The 15,337-nt window shown below is 75.0% G+C and carries 14 protein-coding genes; 7 read left to right on the top strand and 7 right to left on the bottom strand.

Annotation, left to right across the window (positions count from 1 at the left end):
* Positions 1 to 61 precede the first annotated feature (61 nt).
* Both BUB17_RS11135 and BUB17_RS11130 read right to left on the bottom strand, forming a co-directional pair.
* Positions 62 to 3,013: a UPF0182 family membrane protein gene (locus BUB17_RS11135; protein ID WP_244277152.1), complete on the bottom strand. Its 2,952-nt coding sequence runs from the start codon at positions 3,011 to 3,013 to the stop codon at positions 62 to 64.
* Between the two features lie 205 nt (positions 3,014 to 3,218).
* Complete coding sequence (locus BUB17_RS11130) at positions 3,219 to 4,277, bottom strand: YlbL family protein (protein WP_244277150.1); 1,059 nt, start codon at positions 4,275 to 4,277, stop codon at positions 3,219 to 3,221.
* A 236-nt stretch (positions 4,278 to 4,513) separates the two neighbouring features.
* On the opposite strand from BUB17_RS11130, the gene BUB17_RS11125 reads away from it, so the two are divergent.
* Positions 4,514 to 5,899, top strand: coding sequence for a zinc-dependent metalloprotease (locus tag BUB17_RS11125; RefSeq protein WP_072917969.1), 1,386 nt, complete (start codon positions 4,514 to 4,516; stop codon positions 5,897 to 5,899).
* Between the two features lie 161 nt (positions 5,900 to 6,060).
* Here the strand turns inward: BUB17_RS11125 and BUB17_RS11120 are convergent, their stop codons facing one another.
* On the bottom strand, positions 6,061 to 6,723 hold the full coding sequence (locus BUB17_RS11120) for a M48 metallopeptidase family protein (RefSeq protein ID WP_072917968.1): 663 nt from the start codon (positions 6,721 to 6,723) through the stop codon (positions 6,061 to 6,063).
* Between the two features lie 383 nt (positions 6,724 to 7,106).
* Between BUB17_RS11120 and BUB17_RS26820 the strand changes: the two genes are divergently transcribed.
* The 3 genes from BUB17_RS26820 (at position 7,107) to BUB17_RS11110 (ending at position 9,975) form a co-directional block, all read left to right on the top strand.
* Complete coding sequence (locus BUB17_RS26820) at positions 7,107 to 7,259, top strand: DUF5679 domain-containing protein (protein ID WP_012950213.1); 153 nt, start codon at positions 7,107 to 7,109, stop codon at positions 7,257 to 7,259.
* 203 nt (positions 7,260 to 7,462) lie between these two features.
* On the top strand, positions 7,463 to 8,533 hold the full coding sequence (locus BUB17_RS11115) for a ThiF family adenylyltransferase (RefSeq protein WP_072918092.1): 1,071 nt from the start codon (positions 7,463 to 7,465) through the stop codon (positions 8,531 to 8,533).
* 119 nt (positions 8,534 to 8,652) lie between these two features.
* Positions 8,653 to 9,975, top strand: coding sequence for an ABC1 kinase family protein (locus BUB17_RS11110; RefSeq protein ID WP_072917966.1), 1,323 nt, complete (start codon positions 8,653 to 8,655; stop codon positions 9,973 to 9,975).
* Positions 9,976 to 10,171: 196 nt separating this feature from the next.
* On the opposite strand, the gene BUB17_RS26815 is transcribed toward BUB17_RS11110, so the two are convergent.
* The 4 genes from BUB17_RS26815 to BUB17_RS11095 all read right to left on the bottom strand — a co-directional run bounded on the left by BUB17_RS26815 (position 10,172) and on the right by BUB17_RS11095 (position 13,421).
* Positions 10,172 to 10,336, bottom strand: a complete 165-nt coding sequence (locus BUB17_RS26815; RefSeq protein ID WP_175561335.1) for a hypothetical protein — start codon at positions 10,334 to 10,336, stop codon at positions 10,172 to 10,174.
* Positions 10,337 to 10,417: 81 nt separating this feature from the next.
* The gene (locus BUB17_RS11105; RefSeq protein ID WP_072918090.1) at positions 10,418 to 10,669 is read right to left on the bottom strand and encodes a WhiB family transcriptional regulator; all 252 of its coding nucleotides are present in this window, start codon (positions 10,667 to 10,669) and stop codon (positions 10,418 to 10,420) included.
* Positions 10,670 to 10,900: 231 nt separating this feature from the next.
* Entirely contained in the window at positions 10,901 to 11,215 is a 315-nt protein-coding gene (locus BUB17_RS11100; protein WP_141242988.1) for a hypothetical protein, read from the bottom strand.
* A gap of 181 nt (positions 11,216 to 11,396) precedes the next feature.
* Complete coding sequence (locus tag BUB17_RS11095) at positions 11,397 to 13,421, bottom strand: ATP-dependent helicase (RefSeq protein WP_072918088.1); 2,025 nt, start codon at positions 13,419 to 13,421, stop codon at positions 11,397 to 11,399.
* A gap of 148 nt (positions 13,422 to 13,569) precedes the next feature.
* On the opposite strand from BUB17_RS11095, the gene BUB17_RS11090 reads away from it, so the two are divergent.
* From BUB17_RS11090 to BUB17_RS11080, 3 genes are all read left to right on the top strand, one after another.
* Positions 13,570 to 13,833, top strand: a complete 264-nt coding sequence (locus tag BUB17_RS11090) for a mycoredoxin (RefSeq protein WP_072917963.1) — start codon at positions 13,570 to 13,572, stop codon at positions 13,831 to 13,833.
* Between the two features lie 177 nt (positions 13,834 to 14,010).
* The gene (locus tag BUB17_RS11085; RefSeq protein WP_072918085.1) at positions 14,011 to 14,613 is read left to right on the top strand and encodes an ANTAR domain-containing protein; all 603 of its coding nucleotides are present in this window, start codon (positions 14,011 to 14,013) and stop codon (positions 14,611 to 14,613) included.
* 221 nt (positions 14,614 to 14,834) lie between these two features.
* A complete protein-coding gene (locus BUB17_RS11080) occupies positions 14,835 to 15,260 on the top strand; it encodes a nucleoside/nucleotide kinase family protein (RefSeq protein ID WP_244277148.1) in 426 nt (141 codons plus the stop codon).
* The last annotated feature ends 77 nt before the right edge of the window (positions 15,261 to 15,337 follow it).

Raw genomic sequence — 15,337 nt, 5'->3', positions numbered from 1 at the left:
GGCGTGCAGCGCGGGCCGGCGTGGGCCCCGCCACAGGATGGGACCCACGCCGGGCCCGGGCTCAGCCCCCCGGTGTCGTGGCCGCCTGGCCGGCCTGGGCCTGCGCGGTCTGGTACGCGGTGACGGCGGCCTGCAGGTCCTCGAGGGCCTGCCCCTGCCCGGCGAAGTCGCCGTTGCGCTGCGCGGTCTCCAGCGCGGCCAGGGCGCTGTTGATGGCCTGGACCGCCGACTGCATCTCCGGGGTGCTCGGGGTGTCCGCCGTCCCGCCGTCGGCCGGCGGGGCCGGAGTCGCCGGCGCATCGGGCTGATCGGTGGGTGCGGGGGCGTTGTCGTTGTCGACGGCAGCCTGTCCCGCCCCGGCGCCGAACACCTGGTCGAGGGCCTCGGCGAGGGTGTTGGCGTACCCGACCCGGTCGCCGTAGTTGACCAGCACCTTCTGCAGCAGCGGGAAGGAGTTCTCGCCCGTGCCCTCGACGTACAGCGGCTCGACGTAGAGCAGGCCGTTGTCGCCGATCGGCAGGGTGAGCAGGTTGCCGAACACCGCTCGGGACTCCGCGCTGTTGAACAGCGTGAGGTCCGGGCGCACCTGGTTATTGGTGATGAACGACTGCTGCACCTGCTGCGGGCCGCGGAACGGCGTGTTGCCCGGCAGGGTCAGCACCTGGATCTCGCCGTACGTCTCCGGCGCGCTGGACGCCGAGACGAACGCCGACAGGTTCTCGCGGCGGAAGGCGTTGAGCGCACTGGTCAGCTGGAAGCTGGCCTGCGGGTCGCCCGGCCGCTGGGCCAGGATGTAGTACGGCGGCTGCGGCTCCTGGGTGTCCTGCGTCGGGTCGGCCGGAACCGCCCAGCGGTCGTTGCCGCTGTAGAAGTCGCCCGGGTCGCTGACGTGGTAGCGGGTCAGGATGTCCCGCTGGACCTTGAACAGGTCCTCCGGGTAGCGGACGTGGCCGACCAGGTCCGGCGCCATCTCCTCACGCGGCTGGACCAGGCCGGGGAAGGCCTTCATGTAGGTCTGCAGGACCGGGTCCTCGGTGTCCCACTCGTAGAGCGTGACCGTGCCGTCGTACGCGTCGACGGTGGCCTTCACCGAGTTGCGGATGTAGTTGAACGTCTCGTTCGGCAGCGGCGTCGTCCCGGTACCGGTGAGCGCGTCGGTGGCCGCCTCGCCCAGCTCCATCTGCTCGGAGTAGGGGTAGGAGCCCGAGGTGGTGTAGCCGTCGAGGATCCAGTTGACCCGGCCGTCGATGACCGCGGGGTACGGGTCGCCGTCCACGGTGAGGAACGGCGCGGCCTTCTCCACCCGGTCCATCGGGTCGCGGACGTAGAGCACCTTGGAGGCGTCGTTGACGGCGCTGGAGAGCAGGAAGTTCCGCTCCCGGTAGAAGATCGCGAAGGTCAGCTGCCGGAAGAAGCTGCCGATCTCGACGCCGCCCCGGCCGTCGTAGGTGTTGTTGATCTGCCCCTCGCCGTCGCTGCCCTCGGGCAGGTCGAACTCCCGCGGCACACCTCCCTCGGGGGCGCCCACGACCGAGTAGTCCTCCATCAGTTCGCCGTAGTAGACCCGCGCGCCGTCGTCGCTGACCTCGATGGTGCCGCGGGTGGGCAGGTCCCGGGTGGTGAAGCGCGGCTCGCCGCCCTCCTGACCGGCGACGACCTCGTTGGCCGGCGCGGCCACGAACCCGTTGCCGTGGGTGTAGACGGTGTGCCGGTTGATCCAGGTGTCCTGGTTCTCGCTGAGCCCCTGGCTGTTGAGCTCGCGGACCGCGACCACGTAGTCCTGCGTCTCGCCGTTGATCGTGTAGCGGTCGATGTCGAGCTTCTCGGGGAAGCCGTACACGTTCCGGATCTGCTGGCGCGCGGTGAACGTGTCGGACAGGACGTTGGGGTCCAGCAGCCGGGCGTTGGGGATCGTCTCGGTGTCGTTGCGCAGCTCGGCCAGGGCCGCGGCCGGGTCGACCTCCTCGCCGGTCTCCTGCTGGGCGTAGTCGACGTACTCCACGTCGGCCAGGCCGTAGGCCTGACGGGTCGACTCGATCGCGCGGGCGATGAAGTCGGCCTCGCGCTCGTTGGCGCTGGGCCGGACGACGAACTGCTGCACGATCGCCGGGTAGGCCACGCCGATCACCAGGCTGGAGATCAACAGCAGCACCAGCGCCGCGGCCGGCAGCCGGAAGTTCCGGACGACGACGTTGGCGAGGAACGCGACCGCGCAGACGGCCGCGGCGAAGACCAGGATCGTCTTGGCCGGCAGCAGCGCGTTGACGTCGGTGTAGCTGGCGCCGGTGAACAGGCCGCCGCGGTCGGAGTAGACCAGCGCGTAGCGGTCCAGCCAGTAGGCGACCGCCTTGAGCGCCACGAACAGCCCGAGCAGCACCGACAGCTGCACCATCGCCGCGCCGGTGAGCTTCTGGCCCGGGGTCTGCAGCCGCAGGCCACCGAACACGTAGTGGGTCAGCAGCGAGCCGATCAGCGCGAGGATCACGATCGCGAAGCCGAAGCCCAGCAGCAGCCGGTAGAAGGGGTAGTCGAAGACGAAGAACGAGATGTCCAGGCCGAACTCGGGGTCGACCCGGCCGAAGGCGGTGCTGTTGCGGAACTGCAGCCAGGTCTCCCAGCTGCCCTGCGCGGTGAACCCGGCGAACAGGCCCAGCACGACGGCGACCGAGGTCAGCACCAGGGTGCGGCGCGGCTCGATCGACTGCCGGTAGCGCTCGAGGTTCTGCTGCTCCAGCGACATCGGCCGGAACGTCGGGCGGAACCGGTAGGCCAGGTGGATGGCCAGCGCGGTGAGCCCACCGGTGGCCACGCCGGCCACGGCGAACAGCAGGGCGCGGGTCTGCAGCTCGGTCCAGAAGACCTCGGTGAACCCGGTCTCGTCGAACCACAGGTAGTCGACGTAGACGTTGGTCAGCGTCCCGATGGCGGTGAACAGCACCAGCAGGACGGCGATGGCCCCGATGACCACCTTCGCGCGCCGCGACAGGGTCGGCACGGCTACGGGGGGCCGCATGGCCACGAGGATCTCCTTCAGTTGCGGTCGTGGTGGAGCGCCACGGACGGTGCCGGCCACGGACGGTCGGGTCGGCCCCGGCTCGGGCCCCCGGGCACCGATCCGGTCGCCCAGACCAACGCTCGGGGCCGTGCGGGGTTCCCCGACCGCCCGCTCCGCCCGACAGCTTCCCCCAACGAGGGGCGTCCGTGTCGCCGGGGCGGCGTCAGCAGGACCGCGGGGTCCGGCCGGCGCGGAGGTCCTCGAGCGCGGTCAGGGCCTCGTCCAGGTTCCCCACCCGGGCGAGGGTGAGGCCCGGCTGCAGAGCGCCCAGGGCGTCGGGGCAGTTGTCGGCCGGGACGAGGAAGAGCTCGGCGCCGATCTCCTCGGCGGCGATCATCTTCAGCTGGATGCCGCCGATCGGGCCGACCTCGCCGGTGGCGGTGATCGTGCCGGTGCCGGCCACCGTGGCGCCGCCGGTCAGGTCGGTGTCGCCGACCAGGTCGAGGATGCCGAGGGTCAGCATCAGCCCGGCCGACGGGCCGCCGACGTCCTCGACGGCGATGTCGACGTCGAAGGGTGCCGCGGGCTGCTCGCGGACGAGCACGCCGAGCAGCGAGCCCTCGCGCTCCTCGGCGTCCGCCGGGCCGTCGGTCTGCTCGGCGTCCGCGGCGGAGCGCGTCGTGATCGTGGCGGTCCCGGGCTGCCCGAGGCGGGTGTACCCGACGCTCACCGTCGTGCTGCCGGGGATCGACCGCAGGACGGCGTCCAGCGTCGCGAGGTCGGGCGTCGGCCGGCCGGCGACGGTCTCGATGGCGTCACCCTCCTGCAACCTGCCCTCGGCCGGCGAGTCCTCCGACAGCTCACGGACGACGACCTTGACCGGATAGCCGAGCTCGGCCAGCGCCGCGGCCTCGGCCGCCTCCTCGGAGGTGAGGAAGGCCTCCCGGTTGGCGTCGCGGGTCTGCTGCTCGGTGCGTCCCGGCGGGTAGACGGTCTCCTCGGGGACGACGCTGACCTCGCTGTCGAACCAGCCCTGGACCGCCTCGACCAGGCTCAGCCCGGCCCGGCTGACGCCGACGGTGGTCAGCGTCAGCTCGCCCTCGGTCTCGTTGCGCTCGCGGCCCTCGACGCTGATGATCGGCTCACCGTCGACGTCGCCCAGCGTGTTGAAGGTCGGCCCCGGCACCTGCGCGACGTAGGGCACCGGCACGGCCGCACCCAGGACGCCGAACACCACCAGCAGCACGACACCGACGCTGAGGACGGCCATCCGACGGGTCACGACCGGCGAGCTTAGATAAAGGACCGACCTGCCCCCCACGCCTCGTGAGAGGACCCCGTCCTCCTCACCGCTCGCGAGCTCGCGGCGAGCCTCTGGACGGGCCAGCGGGACCCTGCAGGGAGGCCGCTCCTGCCCCCTCCGCTCGCAGGCTCGCGGCGGGGCCCTGCAGGAGGGCCGTCCGCGCAGGGCGTAGCGGCGGCCCGCTCCGGTGGAGATCACGCGGCTACCGTGGGGGTATGAGCGATGTCCCGTTCGGCTTCGGTGTGCCCGACCGCGACCCCGAGCGTCGCGACCAGTCCGGGTCAGGGCCCGGGAACGATCCCTTCGGGGGGTTCGGCGCGCTCTTCGGCGGCGCCGGTGGCGGGACTCCGGAGGAGCTGCTCGCCAAGATGCCGCTGTTCGCCGAGCTCCAGAAGCTGATGACCTGGTCCGGCGGCCCGGTCAACTGGGACCTGGCCCGGCAGGGGGCGATCAGCTCGCTGGCCGCCGGGTCGCAGCCGACCTCCGACGCCGAGCGCGCCGCCGTCGCCGACGCCCTCCGGCTGGCCGACCTGTGGCTCGACCAGGTCACCGAGCTGCCCTCCGGTGTGGACCGGCCGCTGGCCTGGTCCCGCGTGGAGTGGGTGGAGCAGACGCTGCCCGCCTGGAGCACCCTCATCGACCCGCTCGCCGAGCGCGTCGTCGGCGCCATGACCAGCGCCCTTCCCGCCGAGGCCGCCGCGATGGCCGGCCCGCTCGCCGGCATCATGGGCCGGATGGGCGGCCTGATGTTCGGCGCCCAGGTCGGCCAGGCCCTCGGCCGGCTGTCCGGCGAGGTCCTCACCAGCAGCGAGATCGGCATCCCGCTGGCCCCGGCCGGCGCCGGTGTCCTGCTGCCGCAGAACGTCGCCGAGTTCGCGGCCGGCCTCGACCGCCCCGCCGACGAGGTGCGACTGTTCCTCGCGCTGCGTGAGGCGGCCTCGCAGCGGCTTTTCGTGCACGTCCCGTGGCTGCGCCAGCAGCTGCACGACGCCGTCCACGCGTACGCGCGCGGCATCCACGTCGACCGCGAGGCGATCGAGCGCGGCATCAACGAGGCGATGGGCTCCATGGGCGGGATCGACCCGACCAACCCCGAGGGCATCCAGGCGCTGCTGGGCAGTGGGCTGCTCGAGCCGGAGGAGACCCCGGAGCAGCAGGCGGCGCTGCGCCGGCTGGAGACGCTGCTCGCGCTCGTCGAGGGCTGGGTCGACAGCGTGGTGGCCGCGGCCGCCGGCGACCGGCTGCCCGGGCACGGGGCGCTGGCCGAGACGATGCGCCGCCGTCGCGCCTCCGGCGGACCGGCCGAGCAGACCTTCGCCACCCTGGTGGGCCTGGAGCTGCGGCCGCGGCGGCTGCGCGACGCGGCCACCGTCTGGGGCGCCATGGGCCAGCGGCACGGCAACGCGGAGCGCGACCGACTGTGGTCGCACCCGGACCTGCTGCCGACGTCGGACGACCTGGACGAGCCGCTGGACTTCGTCGCCCGCCAGGGTGCGGACGACGAGCTGCGCAGCCTCACCGCCGACGACGCCCAGAAACCCGACGCCCAGAAACCCGACGCCCAGAGGCCGCACACCCAGAAGCCCGACACCGAGGACTGAGCCGGGGACGACTCCTGGCCGCGGTGGCCGACGGGAGTCGCTCCGCGAGGGGCGCGCCCGTTCGCGAGCCCCGGAGGGTCCCCGCCGGGTGCCACGGGAGGCTCAGCGCCGACCGGGGACGGCTCCTCGCCGCGGGGTCGGCCGGTGGGCCGACGACGTGCTCAGTCGACGTCGTCATCCCCGGCGGACGAGGTGCCGTGCGCGCTGCCCAGCTCGACGCCCTCGAGGAAGCCGCGCGCCCGCTCGGCTCGCGGGTAGCGCGCCACCAGTGACCAGAAGCGCGCGTCGTGGCTCGGCTCCACCAGGTGCGCCAGCTCGTGCACCAGCACGTAGTCCACGACGTACTCCGGCATGGCGCGCAGCCGGCTGGAGAGCCGGATGGTGCGGTCGGCCGGCGTGCACGAGCCCCAGCGCCGGTTCTGGTTGTCCACCCAGCGGACGCTGGCCGGCTGCGGCGCCCCGTCGAGGTGTGCCGCGGAGAGCGCCCGCGCCCGAGCCATCAGTTCGTCGTCCCCACCGAGGGACCGGCGGCGCCGCTCCTCACGGGTCTGCAGCTTCGCGACCATCTGCGCCACCCAGCGCCGCTCCTCGGCCGGGCTGAACGCCGCGGGGATGAGCACGACCGTGCGCCCGGACTCCCGGTAGGCGGTGACCGTCCGCCGCCGTCTGCTGCTCCGCCGCACCTCGACGTCCCCTCCGGGCGGCGTTGCGCCGGACGTCCCCGCCGACCGGTCGGCGGGGACCGCGCGGGAGCCCCGCACGTCCCCTGGCACCGAGGGGTCGGGGCCGGGGCGGCGCTGGGTGTCGGGAGACGTTCCTGGCACGGAGGAACCGTAGCCACCACGACGGCGGCACGCGCCGGCAGCCGCACCGCGGCGGTCCCATGTCGCACGGACGGTGGACAACAGCCCGCCCGGTCCGGGGACGGGTCCCTCAGGTGGCCGTCCACAAGGACGCACCAGACGTTCCCGCAGGTGGGGAGGCGCGTCGCGTCGTGTCGCACCCGCGCCGCTCGGAGGGCTGTCCCCCGGCCGCGCACAGCGACACGCCGCCGGTCCCCACGTGCTCCACAGGGCTGTCCACAGGCTGTGGGCGGCGCGGGCGGCCGGGGCCGCCGCCGCTCCGGGAACCGCGTGCGCCCCGGGTAGCGTTCGGGAGGACGGCGCCCCGCGCGGGGACGCCGAGCGGACCGAGACGAGGAGGCACCGTGGCGGAGAGCTACAACGGCTACTGCGTGAAGTGCAAGGAGAAGCGCGACTTCGACGGCGAGGTCAAGGTCAGCGAGTCCGGCCGCCGCATGGCGCAGGGCACCTGCCCGGTGTGCGGCACCAAGATGAACCGGATCCTCGGCAAGGCCTGACGAAGGACGACCCCTCCCCCTCGGAAGCGGACCCCGTCCTCCCCACCCCTCGCAGGCTCGGGGACGGGAACCGGGACGCGGCCCGGGAGGGACGGCGAACGGCGGTGCTCGCACGGCGGGCACCGCCGTTCGCCGTCTCCGGCCCCACCGGGTGCCTGTGGACGGACGGAGCGCGCCGGGCCGTGCGCTGGCACCCTGCCCCGGTGGCCGACACCGCGCACCCCCTGCTACCCGCGAGCGTCCCGCTGCTGCGCCTGGCCGGGACGGGCGGCAGCGACGACCTCCAGGTCGGCGGCGCCGACTCCGCCGACGGGCTGCTCGTCTCCCCCGGTACGGCCGGGCTGCGCACCCTGCTACGCGGACTGGACGGCCACCGGCCGCAGCGCACGGTCCTCGCCGAGGCCGCCCGGGACGGCCACGACCCCACGGCGGTGACCGCGGTGCTCGACGCCCTGCGCTCCACCGGTCTGCTCGTCGACCTGGACCCCGCCGACCTGCTGGCCTCCGCCGGCGGGCCGGCCGCCGCCGCCCGCACGCAGGCCGAGCTGCCGACCGCCACGAGCCGGGACTCCGGGTCGCGCTGGCGCGGCCGTCGGTCGGCGACGGTGGTCGTCGACGGTGCGACGAGGGTCGGCGTGCCGCTCGCCGCGGTGCTGGCCGCGAGCGGCGTGGGCCGCGTGAGCGTCCGGGACGACGGGCTGACCGCGGCCGGGGACGCCGTCGTGGGTGGGCTGGGTGCCGACGACGAGGGCCGTCCGCGGGTGCTGGCGGCCGCCGACGCCGTCCGCCGGGTCAGTCCACTGACCGACCTGCGCCCCCTCCCCGCCGGCAGCACGGCCGACCTCGTCGTCCTCACCCGGCCGTGGGCCGCCTCGGACCCGCTCGCGGCCGACCTGCAGCGGCGCGGGGTGCGGCACCTGGTGGCGACCGTCCGCGGGGAGACCGGCGTGGTGGGGCCGCTGGTGGTGCCCGGCGCCACCAGTTGCCTGCGCTGCGCGGACCTGCACCGCCGGGACGCCGACCCGCGGTGGCCGGTGCTGGCCGCCCAGTTGACCTCGGGCGAGGCGCCGCCCGGTGGGGCGACGGTGACCTGCCTGGCGACGGCGGTGACGGCTGCCGTGCAGGTCCTGGCCGTGGTCGACGGCGCAGGTGCCCCGGTCAGCCTCGGGACGACGGTGGAACTCCGCCCGCCGGACCTCCTCCCCCGCACGCGCCGGTGGACGGCTCACCGGGACTGCGGCTGCATGCCCCGCAGCGCCGGCGACAGGGCCTGAGCTCCTCCGTCAGCGGCGCTGCCGCACATCGGGGGACAATGGTCGCCGAGTGCGCCTCCGGGCCCCGGACGGGGCCGGCGCCGCCGCGACCGCGGCCGACCGACCGCCGAGGAGGATGCGTGACTGAGCCCGACCGGGGGATCCCACGAGGCTCGGTCTCACGGACCGCACGCCTGGCCTCGCTGCCGCTGGGCGCGGCCGGCCGCGCGACGCTCGGCATCGGCAAGCGGCTCTCCGGCCGCGACGCCGACGCGGTGAACGCGGAGCTGCAGCAGCGCACCGCCGAGCAGCTCTTCGCCGTCCTGGGCCAGCTCAAGGGCGGGGCGATGAAGCTCGGGCAGACCCTGTCGGTGTTCGAGGCCGCCGTGCCCGAGGAGGTCGCCGCCCCCTACCGCGAGGCGCTGGTCAAGCTGCAGGAGGAGGCGCCGCCGATGCCGGTGCGCACCGTGCACGCGGTGCTCGCCCAGCAGCTCGGCGGCCGGTGGCGGGAGCGCTTCCGGGACTTCGACGACACCCCGGCGGCCGCGGCCAGCATCGGGCAGGTGCACCGGGCGACCTGGCGGGACGGCCGGGACGTCGCGGTCAAGATCCAGTACCCGGGCGCGGCCACCGCCCTCATGGCCGACCTCAACCAGCTGGCCCGTTTCGCCCGGCTGTTCGCCGCGCTGTTCCCCGGCCTGGACGTCAAGCCGCTGATCACCGAGCTCAAGGCCCGCGTGGTCGAGGAGCTGGACTACGGCCTGGAGGCCGACGCGCAGCGGACCTTCGCCGCCGCGTACGCCGGCGACCCGCAGATCGTCGTCCCCCGGGTGGTCGCCAGCGCGCCCAAGGTGATCGTCTCCGAGTGGCTCGAGGGGACGCCGCTGTCGAAGGTGATCGCCTCGGGCAGCCGCGAGGAGCGCGACCGCGCCGGGCACCTGCTCGCGGTGCTGCACTTCTCCGGTCCGCAGCGGGCCGGGCTGCTGCACGCCGACCCGCACCCGGGGAACTTCCGGTTGACCCCTGACGGCCGCTTCGGGGTCATCGACTTCGGCGCCACGGCGCGGCTGCCCGATGGGCACCCCGAGCCGATCGGGCGGCTGGTGCGCTGGGCGCTGGAGGGCCGGGCCGAGGACGTGCTGGCCGACCTGCGCACCGAGGGCTTCGTCCGCCCGGGCGTGGAGGTCGACGCACAGGGGGTGCTGGAGTACCTGCTGCCGCTGCTGGAGCCGATCCGGCAGTCGCGCTTCCACTTCACGCGGGCGTGGATGCAGGAGCAGGCCACCCGGATCGCCGATCCCCGGACCGAGGCCAACCGGCTGGGCCGGATGCTCAACCTGCCGCCGGCGTACCTGCTCATCCACCGGGTGACGATCGGGTCCATCGGGGTGCTCTGCCAGCTCGACGCGGAGGACGACTACCGCAGCGTGGTCGAGGAGTGGCTGCCCGGCTTCACCGAGTGAGGACCTCCTCCTCCCTGCGGCGGGGCCACGGCGCAGAGGAGGCCGGGTCCGGACGCACCGGGAGCGTCCGGACCCGGCCTCGGCCGGATGGCCCCGCTGCAGGGGCCCACCGCCCGGCCCCGTCCCGAGGCTCGCGCCGAGCTCGCGAGCCGTGCGGACGGGGTCCTTCCGTGGTGGAGGGCAGCGGGGCCGATCTTCAGCGGACGGCAGCGCTGGCCCGCGCCGCACGCCGCGTGGCGTACTCGGCGCGGCGGGCCCAGCGGCGAGCGGCCCGCAGACGGCGGGCGCGCGCCTCGGCGTCGGCCTCGGCGCGCAGGCTGCGCAACCGGTCGACGGCCAGGTCGTACTCGTAGCTGTACACGTCAGGTCCTCACGTCGTCGTGGGCAGCCCGCCGTCGGCGGACCGGTGGTGTCGTGTCGACTGGGACTGCGTGCCGGTCGCTCAGGCGACCGCCACCTTGCGGGGGCGACCCCGCGGGCGCTTGCGCGGGATGACCACACCCCGCTCGAAGATCTCCCCGCCCCAGACGCCCCACGGCTCGCCGCGGTCCAGTGCTCCGGCCAGGCAGGCGTCGCGGACGGGGCACTCCGTGCAGCGGACCTTGGCCTCCTCCAGCCCTGCCGGGGTCTCGGCGAACCACAGGTCCGGGTCGGTCCGGCACGGCAGCGGGCGCCGTACCGGTGCCGGCGCCACCTGGGGCGCCGGGCGTCGGGGAAGGGGGCCACCGATCCGGGGCAGCCCGGTTCGGCGGTGGGACGTCGGACGGTCGGCCGTCGACTGCACTGCCGCTCCTCCTCGTACTCGTCGTCTACGACCGGCGGAACCCGCCGACCGGGGAGTCGGGGCCGGGTACCGCGGGGGAGATGAGAGAGGCCGCGGATCCCGGGTTCGGGTTCCGCGGCCTCGAGGAGGTCCTGTCGAGCGCTAGCTCGAGGATCTCCTCGAGGAGTGGATCCCGAGGGTGGTGCCGTTGTGCTCGGTGGTGCTGCGCTTGCTGACCTGCTGGGCGTAGCCGGTGGTGCCGGAGGCGTCGGTCGCCGGCGTCGCGAAGACGTCGATGCCGGGGACTCGGGTGCCGAAGACACCGGTGGCGGGGCGCGGGGTGGCGACGGGGGTCACCGGGAGGGCGCGCGGGCGCGCGGTCACGGGCGACTCGACGGCGCAGGCAGCCGTGCGCACGGCGAGGCCCACCGGGCCACGAGCCCCGGCGGGGGCGGAGGTGCACATCGTGCTGATCACGTCGCCCACCTCCTCCGGGGGTCGGATCGCGGCCGTGCGGCCGGTCTCGGGTCTGGCGCGCTCGCGTGCTCCCGAGCGCGATCAGGACAGTAGGGTGCCGCCGCGGAGACGGTCAACGCAATTAACCGGGCCGTGTCCGAGTGGCTCAGCAGGTCCGATCGCCGTGACCGATCGCGATGGGTCAGGAGCCCAGAGTGCTCAGCACGTCCTCGCCGTAGAGCTCGAGCTTGCGGGCTCCGATGCCCGGCAGCGCGGCCAGTTCGCGCAGCGACGCCGGCCGGGTCTCCGCGATCGCCTGCAGCGTCGCGTCGGTGAAGACGACGTAGGCGGGGACCGACGCCGAGGCCGCCGCCTCGCTGCGCCAGGCCCGCAGCCGCTCGAACAGCTCCCCCGCCTCGCCCTCCAGGACGACCTTGGCACGCTTCTGCCGGCGCTGCGGCGGCGCCGCCGTCGGCGTGGACCCGGGAACCAGCCCGTCGAGGAAGCGACTGCGCGGCCGGGACCGGCGCCCACCGGGGTTGCGGACCAGCGACCACGAGAGGGTCAGCCGCTCGCGCGCCCGGGTGACGGCGACGTAGAGCAGCCGTCGCTCCTCCTCGACCGCGTCCGGGCGGGACAGCGACTGGAAGATCGGGAGGACGCCGTCGACCAGGCCGACGACGAAGACGGCATCCCACTCCAGGCCCTTGGCCGCGTGCATCGAGGCCAGCGTGACGCCCTGCACGGTGGGGGCGTGCTGGGCGTCGGCGCGGGCGGCCAGGTGGGACACGAAGCCGGCGAGGTCCAACGTCGGGTCCTCGGCCACGAGGTCCACGGCGAGGTCGACCAGCGCGGCGAGGGACTGCCAGCGGTCGCGGGCCGCTCCCCCGGGCGGCGGGCGGTGCTCCACCCAGCCGGTGGAGGCCAGCACGTCGCGCACGGTCGGCACCAGTGCGCCCGGGTCGGTGCCGCCGGCCGCGGCGCCGCGCAGCAGCAGCACCGCCTCGCGCACCTCCGGCCGCTCGAAGAAGCGCTCGCCACCACGCAGCACGTAGGGCACGCCGACGGCGGCGAGCGCGTTCTCGTAGACCTCGGACTGGGCGTTGATCCGGAACAGGACGGCGATCTCGGCGGCCGGGGTCCCGGCGTCGACCAGCGCCCGGCACGCCTGGGCGACCGCCGCGGCCTCGCTCGGCTCGTCGGGGTGCTCGGAGAAGCGCGGCGCGGGCCCCTCGGCGCGCTGGCCCAGCAGCCGCAGCCCGGGCAGCCCCTTGCGCGGCGGCGCCTGGCCGATCAGCTTGTTGGCCAGCGCTACCACCTGCGGCGTGGAGCGGTAGTCCCGCTCCAGCTTGACGACCTCCGCGTCCGGGTAGCGGTCGGCGAAGCCCAGCAGGTAGTCGGGGTCGGCGCCGGTGAACGAGTAGATCGTCTGGTTCGGGTCACCCACCACGCAGACGTCGGCCCGGCCGCCGAGCCAGGCGTCGAGCAGCCGCTGCTGCAGCGGGTTGACGTCCTGGTACTCGTCGACGACGAAGTGCCGGTACTGCCCGCGCACCTGCCGGGCGACGTCCGGGTGCTCCTCGAGGGCGAAGGCGGTGACCAGCAGCAGGTCCTCGAAGTCCAGCGCGCCGTCCCGCTGCTTGGCCGACTCGTAACTCGCGTAGACCCGGGCCACCGCCGCCGGCTCGAACGGCGGCTCGCGGCCGGCGGCCTGGGCCCGGGCCGGGTAGTCGTCGGGCGTGGCCAGCGTGGTCTTGGCCCACTCGATCTCGCTGGCGAGGTCGCGCAGGCTGGTGCGGTCGGTCGACAGCCGGGAGCGGGAGGCGGCGGCCGCCACCAGCCGCAGCTTGTTCTCGACCAGCTGCGGCATCGGGCCGCCCAGCACCCGTGGGGCGAAGTAGCGCAGCTGGCGCATGGCCGCGGCGTGGAAGGTGCGGGCCTGCACCCCGCCCACCCCGAGCGCGGCCAGGCGGGACCGCAGCTCTCCCGCGGCGCGGGCGGTGAAGGTGACGGCGAGGACCCGCTCGGGCGCGAAGGCCCCGGTGTGCACGCCGTAGGCGATGCGGTGGGTGATGGTGCGCGTCTTGCCGGTGCCCGCACCGGCGAGGATGCAGACCGGCCCGGACACCGCCTGGGCGGCGGCGCGCTGCTCGTCGTCCAGCTGGGCGAGCACCGCCTCGGCCCCCGCGACCCGGACGTCCCCGGGTGCACCGGCGATCTGCGACATCGGCCTCCCCGTCTCCCGTCGATGGCCGGGCCCATCCTCCCAGCCGGCACCGACGGGCGGGGGAAGCATCCCCAGGGGCGCGGCGTTGTGGCCCGTGACCGCCCGGCGCCCTGTGCCCGGCTCCCCGTCGACCAGGAGGAACGCCTCGATGACCGCCGCCCCCGCCGCCGTGACCATGTACACCACCAGCTGGTGCGGGTACTGCGTGCGGCTGAAGAAGCTCATGCAGCGCGAGGGCATCGAGTACGCCGAGGTGAACATCGAGCAGGACGCCGCCGCGGCCGACCTGGTCATGCAGGCCAACGGGGGCAACCGCACCGTCCCCACGCTGCTCTTCCCCGACGGCAGCGCCCTGACCAACCCCACCATCGACCAGGTCAAGGCCCAGCTGGCGCAGTCCACACGGGCATGACGGCGGGTGGTCCCTCCGCAGCGTCGCGTGAGGGGGCATAGTCGGGGTGACCGGCTCGTCACCGTAGCCCGGCTGCCCGCCGGGCCCAGTCCCTCGCGGAGGCCGCCCAGTGAGGAAGCGCACACACCCAGCGGAGTGCCCGCCGCCGTCGCCGTCGGCCGGTTCCGAGGCGTCCGGGTGAGCCAGGGCCTGGAGGACGTGACGGCGACGGACGACCCGTGCGGCACGGAGCAGCCCACCGTGGTGGTGGCCCGCACCGGGCGCGGCTGGTCGGTGTTCGCCCCTGGCCGCGCGGAGGACGTCGACGACCTCGTGGAGGGCATGAGCCTCGCCGACCTGGTCAGCGAGGAGCTCGGCGCGTCGGTCGAACCGGACCGCGGAGCCCGCCGCGCGGCGCGGGGCGCGGCGGCCGAGCCCGGCCCGGACGCCGATCCGCGGGACGCCCGGATCGCTGCGCTGGAGCGCACCGTCGCCCAGCTCGAGCACGCCCTGGCCGCCCGGGTCACCACCGAGCGGGCCATCGGCGCGCTCGCCGAACGGCAGGGCACGACGCCGCAGGCCGCCTTCGAGCAGTTGCGCCGCGACGCCCGCTCGCAGGGACGGCCGGTGCCCGAGCTGGCCCGCGAGGTGTTCGACGGTCAGGCCGCTCGCGTCGCGACGGTGGAGGCCGAGGTCCCCGCCACGCCGAGGACCGCACCACGCACCCCGCTCCGCGAGGCCGGCCGCGCTCCCCGCACCCGCTCGCGGACCGGGCGCGGGCCCGCCGAGGGCCGGTCCTGACCCGTCCGGAGCCGCTGACGCCCGGGGCGCTGGCCGACCGGCTCGCCGCGCTGCTCGCCGGTACCGAGCCCGACCCGGGGGCATCCGCACTCCGGGTCGCCGTCGACGGCCCCGACGTCGCGCGACCCGTCGAGCTGGCGACCGCGCTCGCCGGACGCCTCCCGCCGCTGGGTCGCCCCGCTGTCGTCGTCCCGGCCGGCGGGTTCCTGCGCCCGGCGTCGGTGCGGCTCGAGCGCGGCCGCACCGACCCCGACGCCCGCTACACCGACTGGCTGGACGCCGGCGCGCTGGCCCGCGAGGTGCTCGACCCGGTGGGGCCCGGCGGCTCCGGGGAGTACCTGCCGGTCCTGTGGGACGTCGAGCGCGACCGGGCCGCCCGCGCCGTCCCCCGGCCGATGCCGCCCCGCGGGGTGCTGCTCGTCCCGGGTGCGCTGCTGCAGGGGATCGGGCTGGCCTTCGACGTCGTCGTCCACCTGCGGGTGGCCCCGGCGGCCCGTCGCCGTCGCACGCCCGCCGAGCGGGACTGGGAGCTGCCGGCGTTCGACCGCTACGACGACGAGGTGGAGCCGGTGTCGCTGGCCGACGCCGTGGTGCTGACCGACTCCCCCGACCACCCCGCGCTCGTGCTCCAGGGCCGCTTCACCTGAGACTTCCGATGATCAGGGTCCCTGATCACAACGTGTCCTCCCCCACCGCAGAACGTGAGGGAGGACGCTCCACGATC

The organism is Geodermatophilus obscurus, from assembly GCF_900143215.1.
Classification (GTDB): domain Bacteria; phylum Actinomycetota; class Actinomycetes; order Mycobacteriales; family Geodermatophilaceae; genus Geodermatophilus; species Geodermatophilus obscurus_A.
This window is presented reverse-complemented; position numbering and strand designations above follow the sequence as displayed.

Bases quoted from the DNA above. Each gene is read 5' to 3' on its own strand.
- BUB17_RS11135 (WP_244277152.1), bottom strand. From the start codon at position 3,013: ATGCGGCCCCCCGTAGCCGTGCCGACCCTGTCGCGGCGCGCGAAGGTG.
- BUB17_RS11125 (WP_072917969.1), top strand. From the start codon at position 4,514: ATGAGCGATGTCCCGTTCGGCTTCGGTGTGCCCGACCGCGACCCCGAG.
- BUB17_RS11095 (WP_072918088.1), bottom strand. From the start codon at position 13,421: ATGTCGCAGATCGCCGGTGCACCCGGGGACGTCCGGGTCGCGGGGGCC.
- BUB17_RS11090 (WP_072917963.1), top strand. From the start codon at position 13,570: ATGACCGCCGCCCCCGCCGCCGTGACCATGTACACCACCAGCTGGTGC.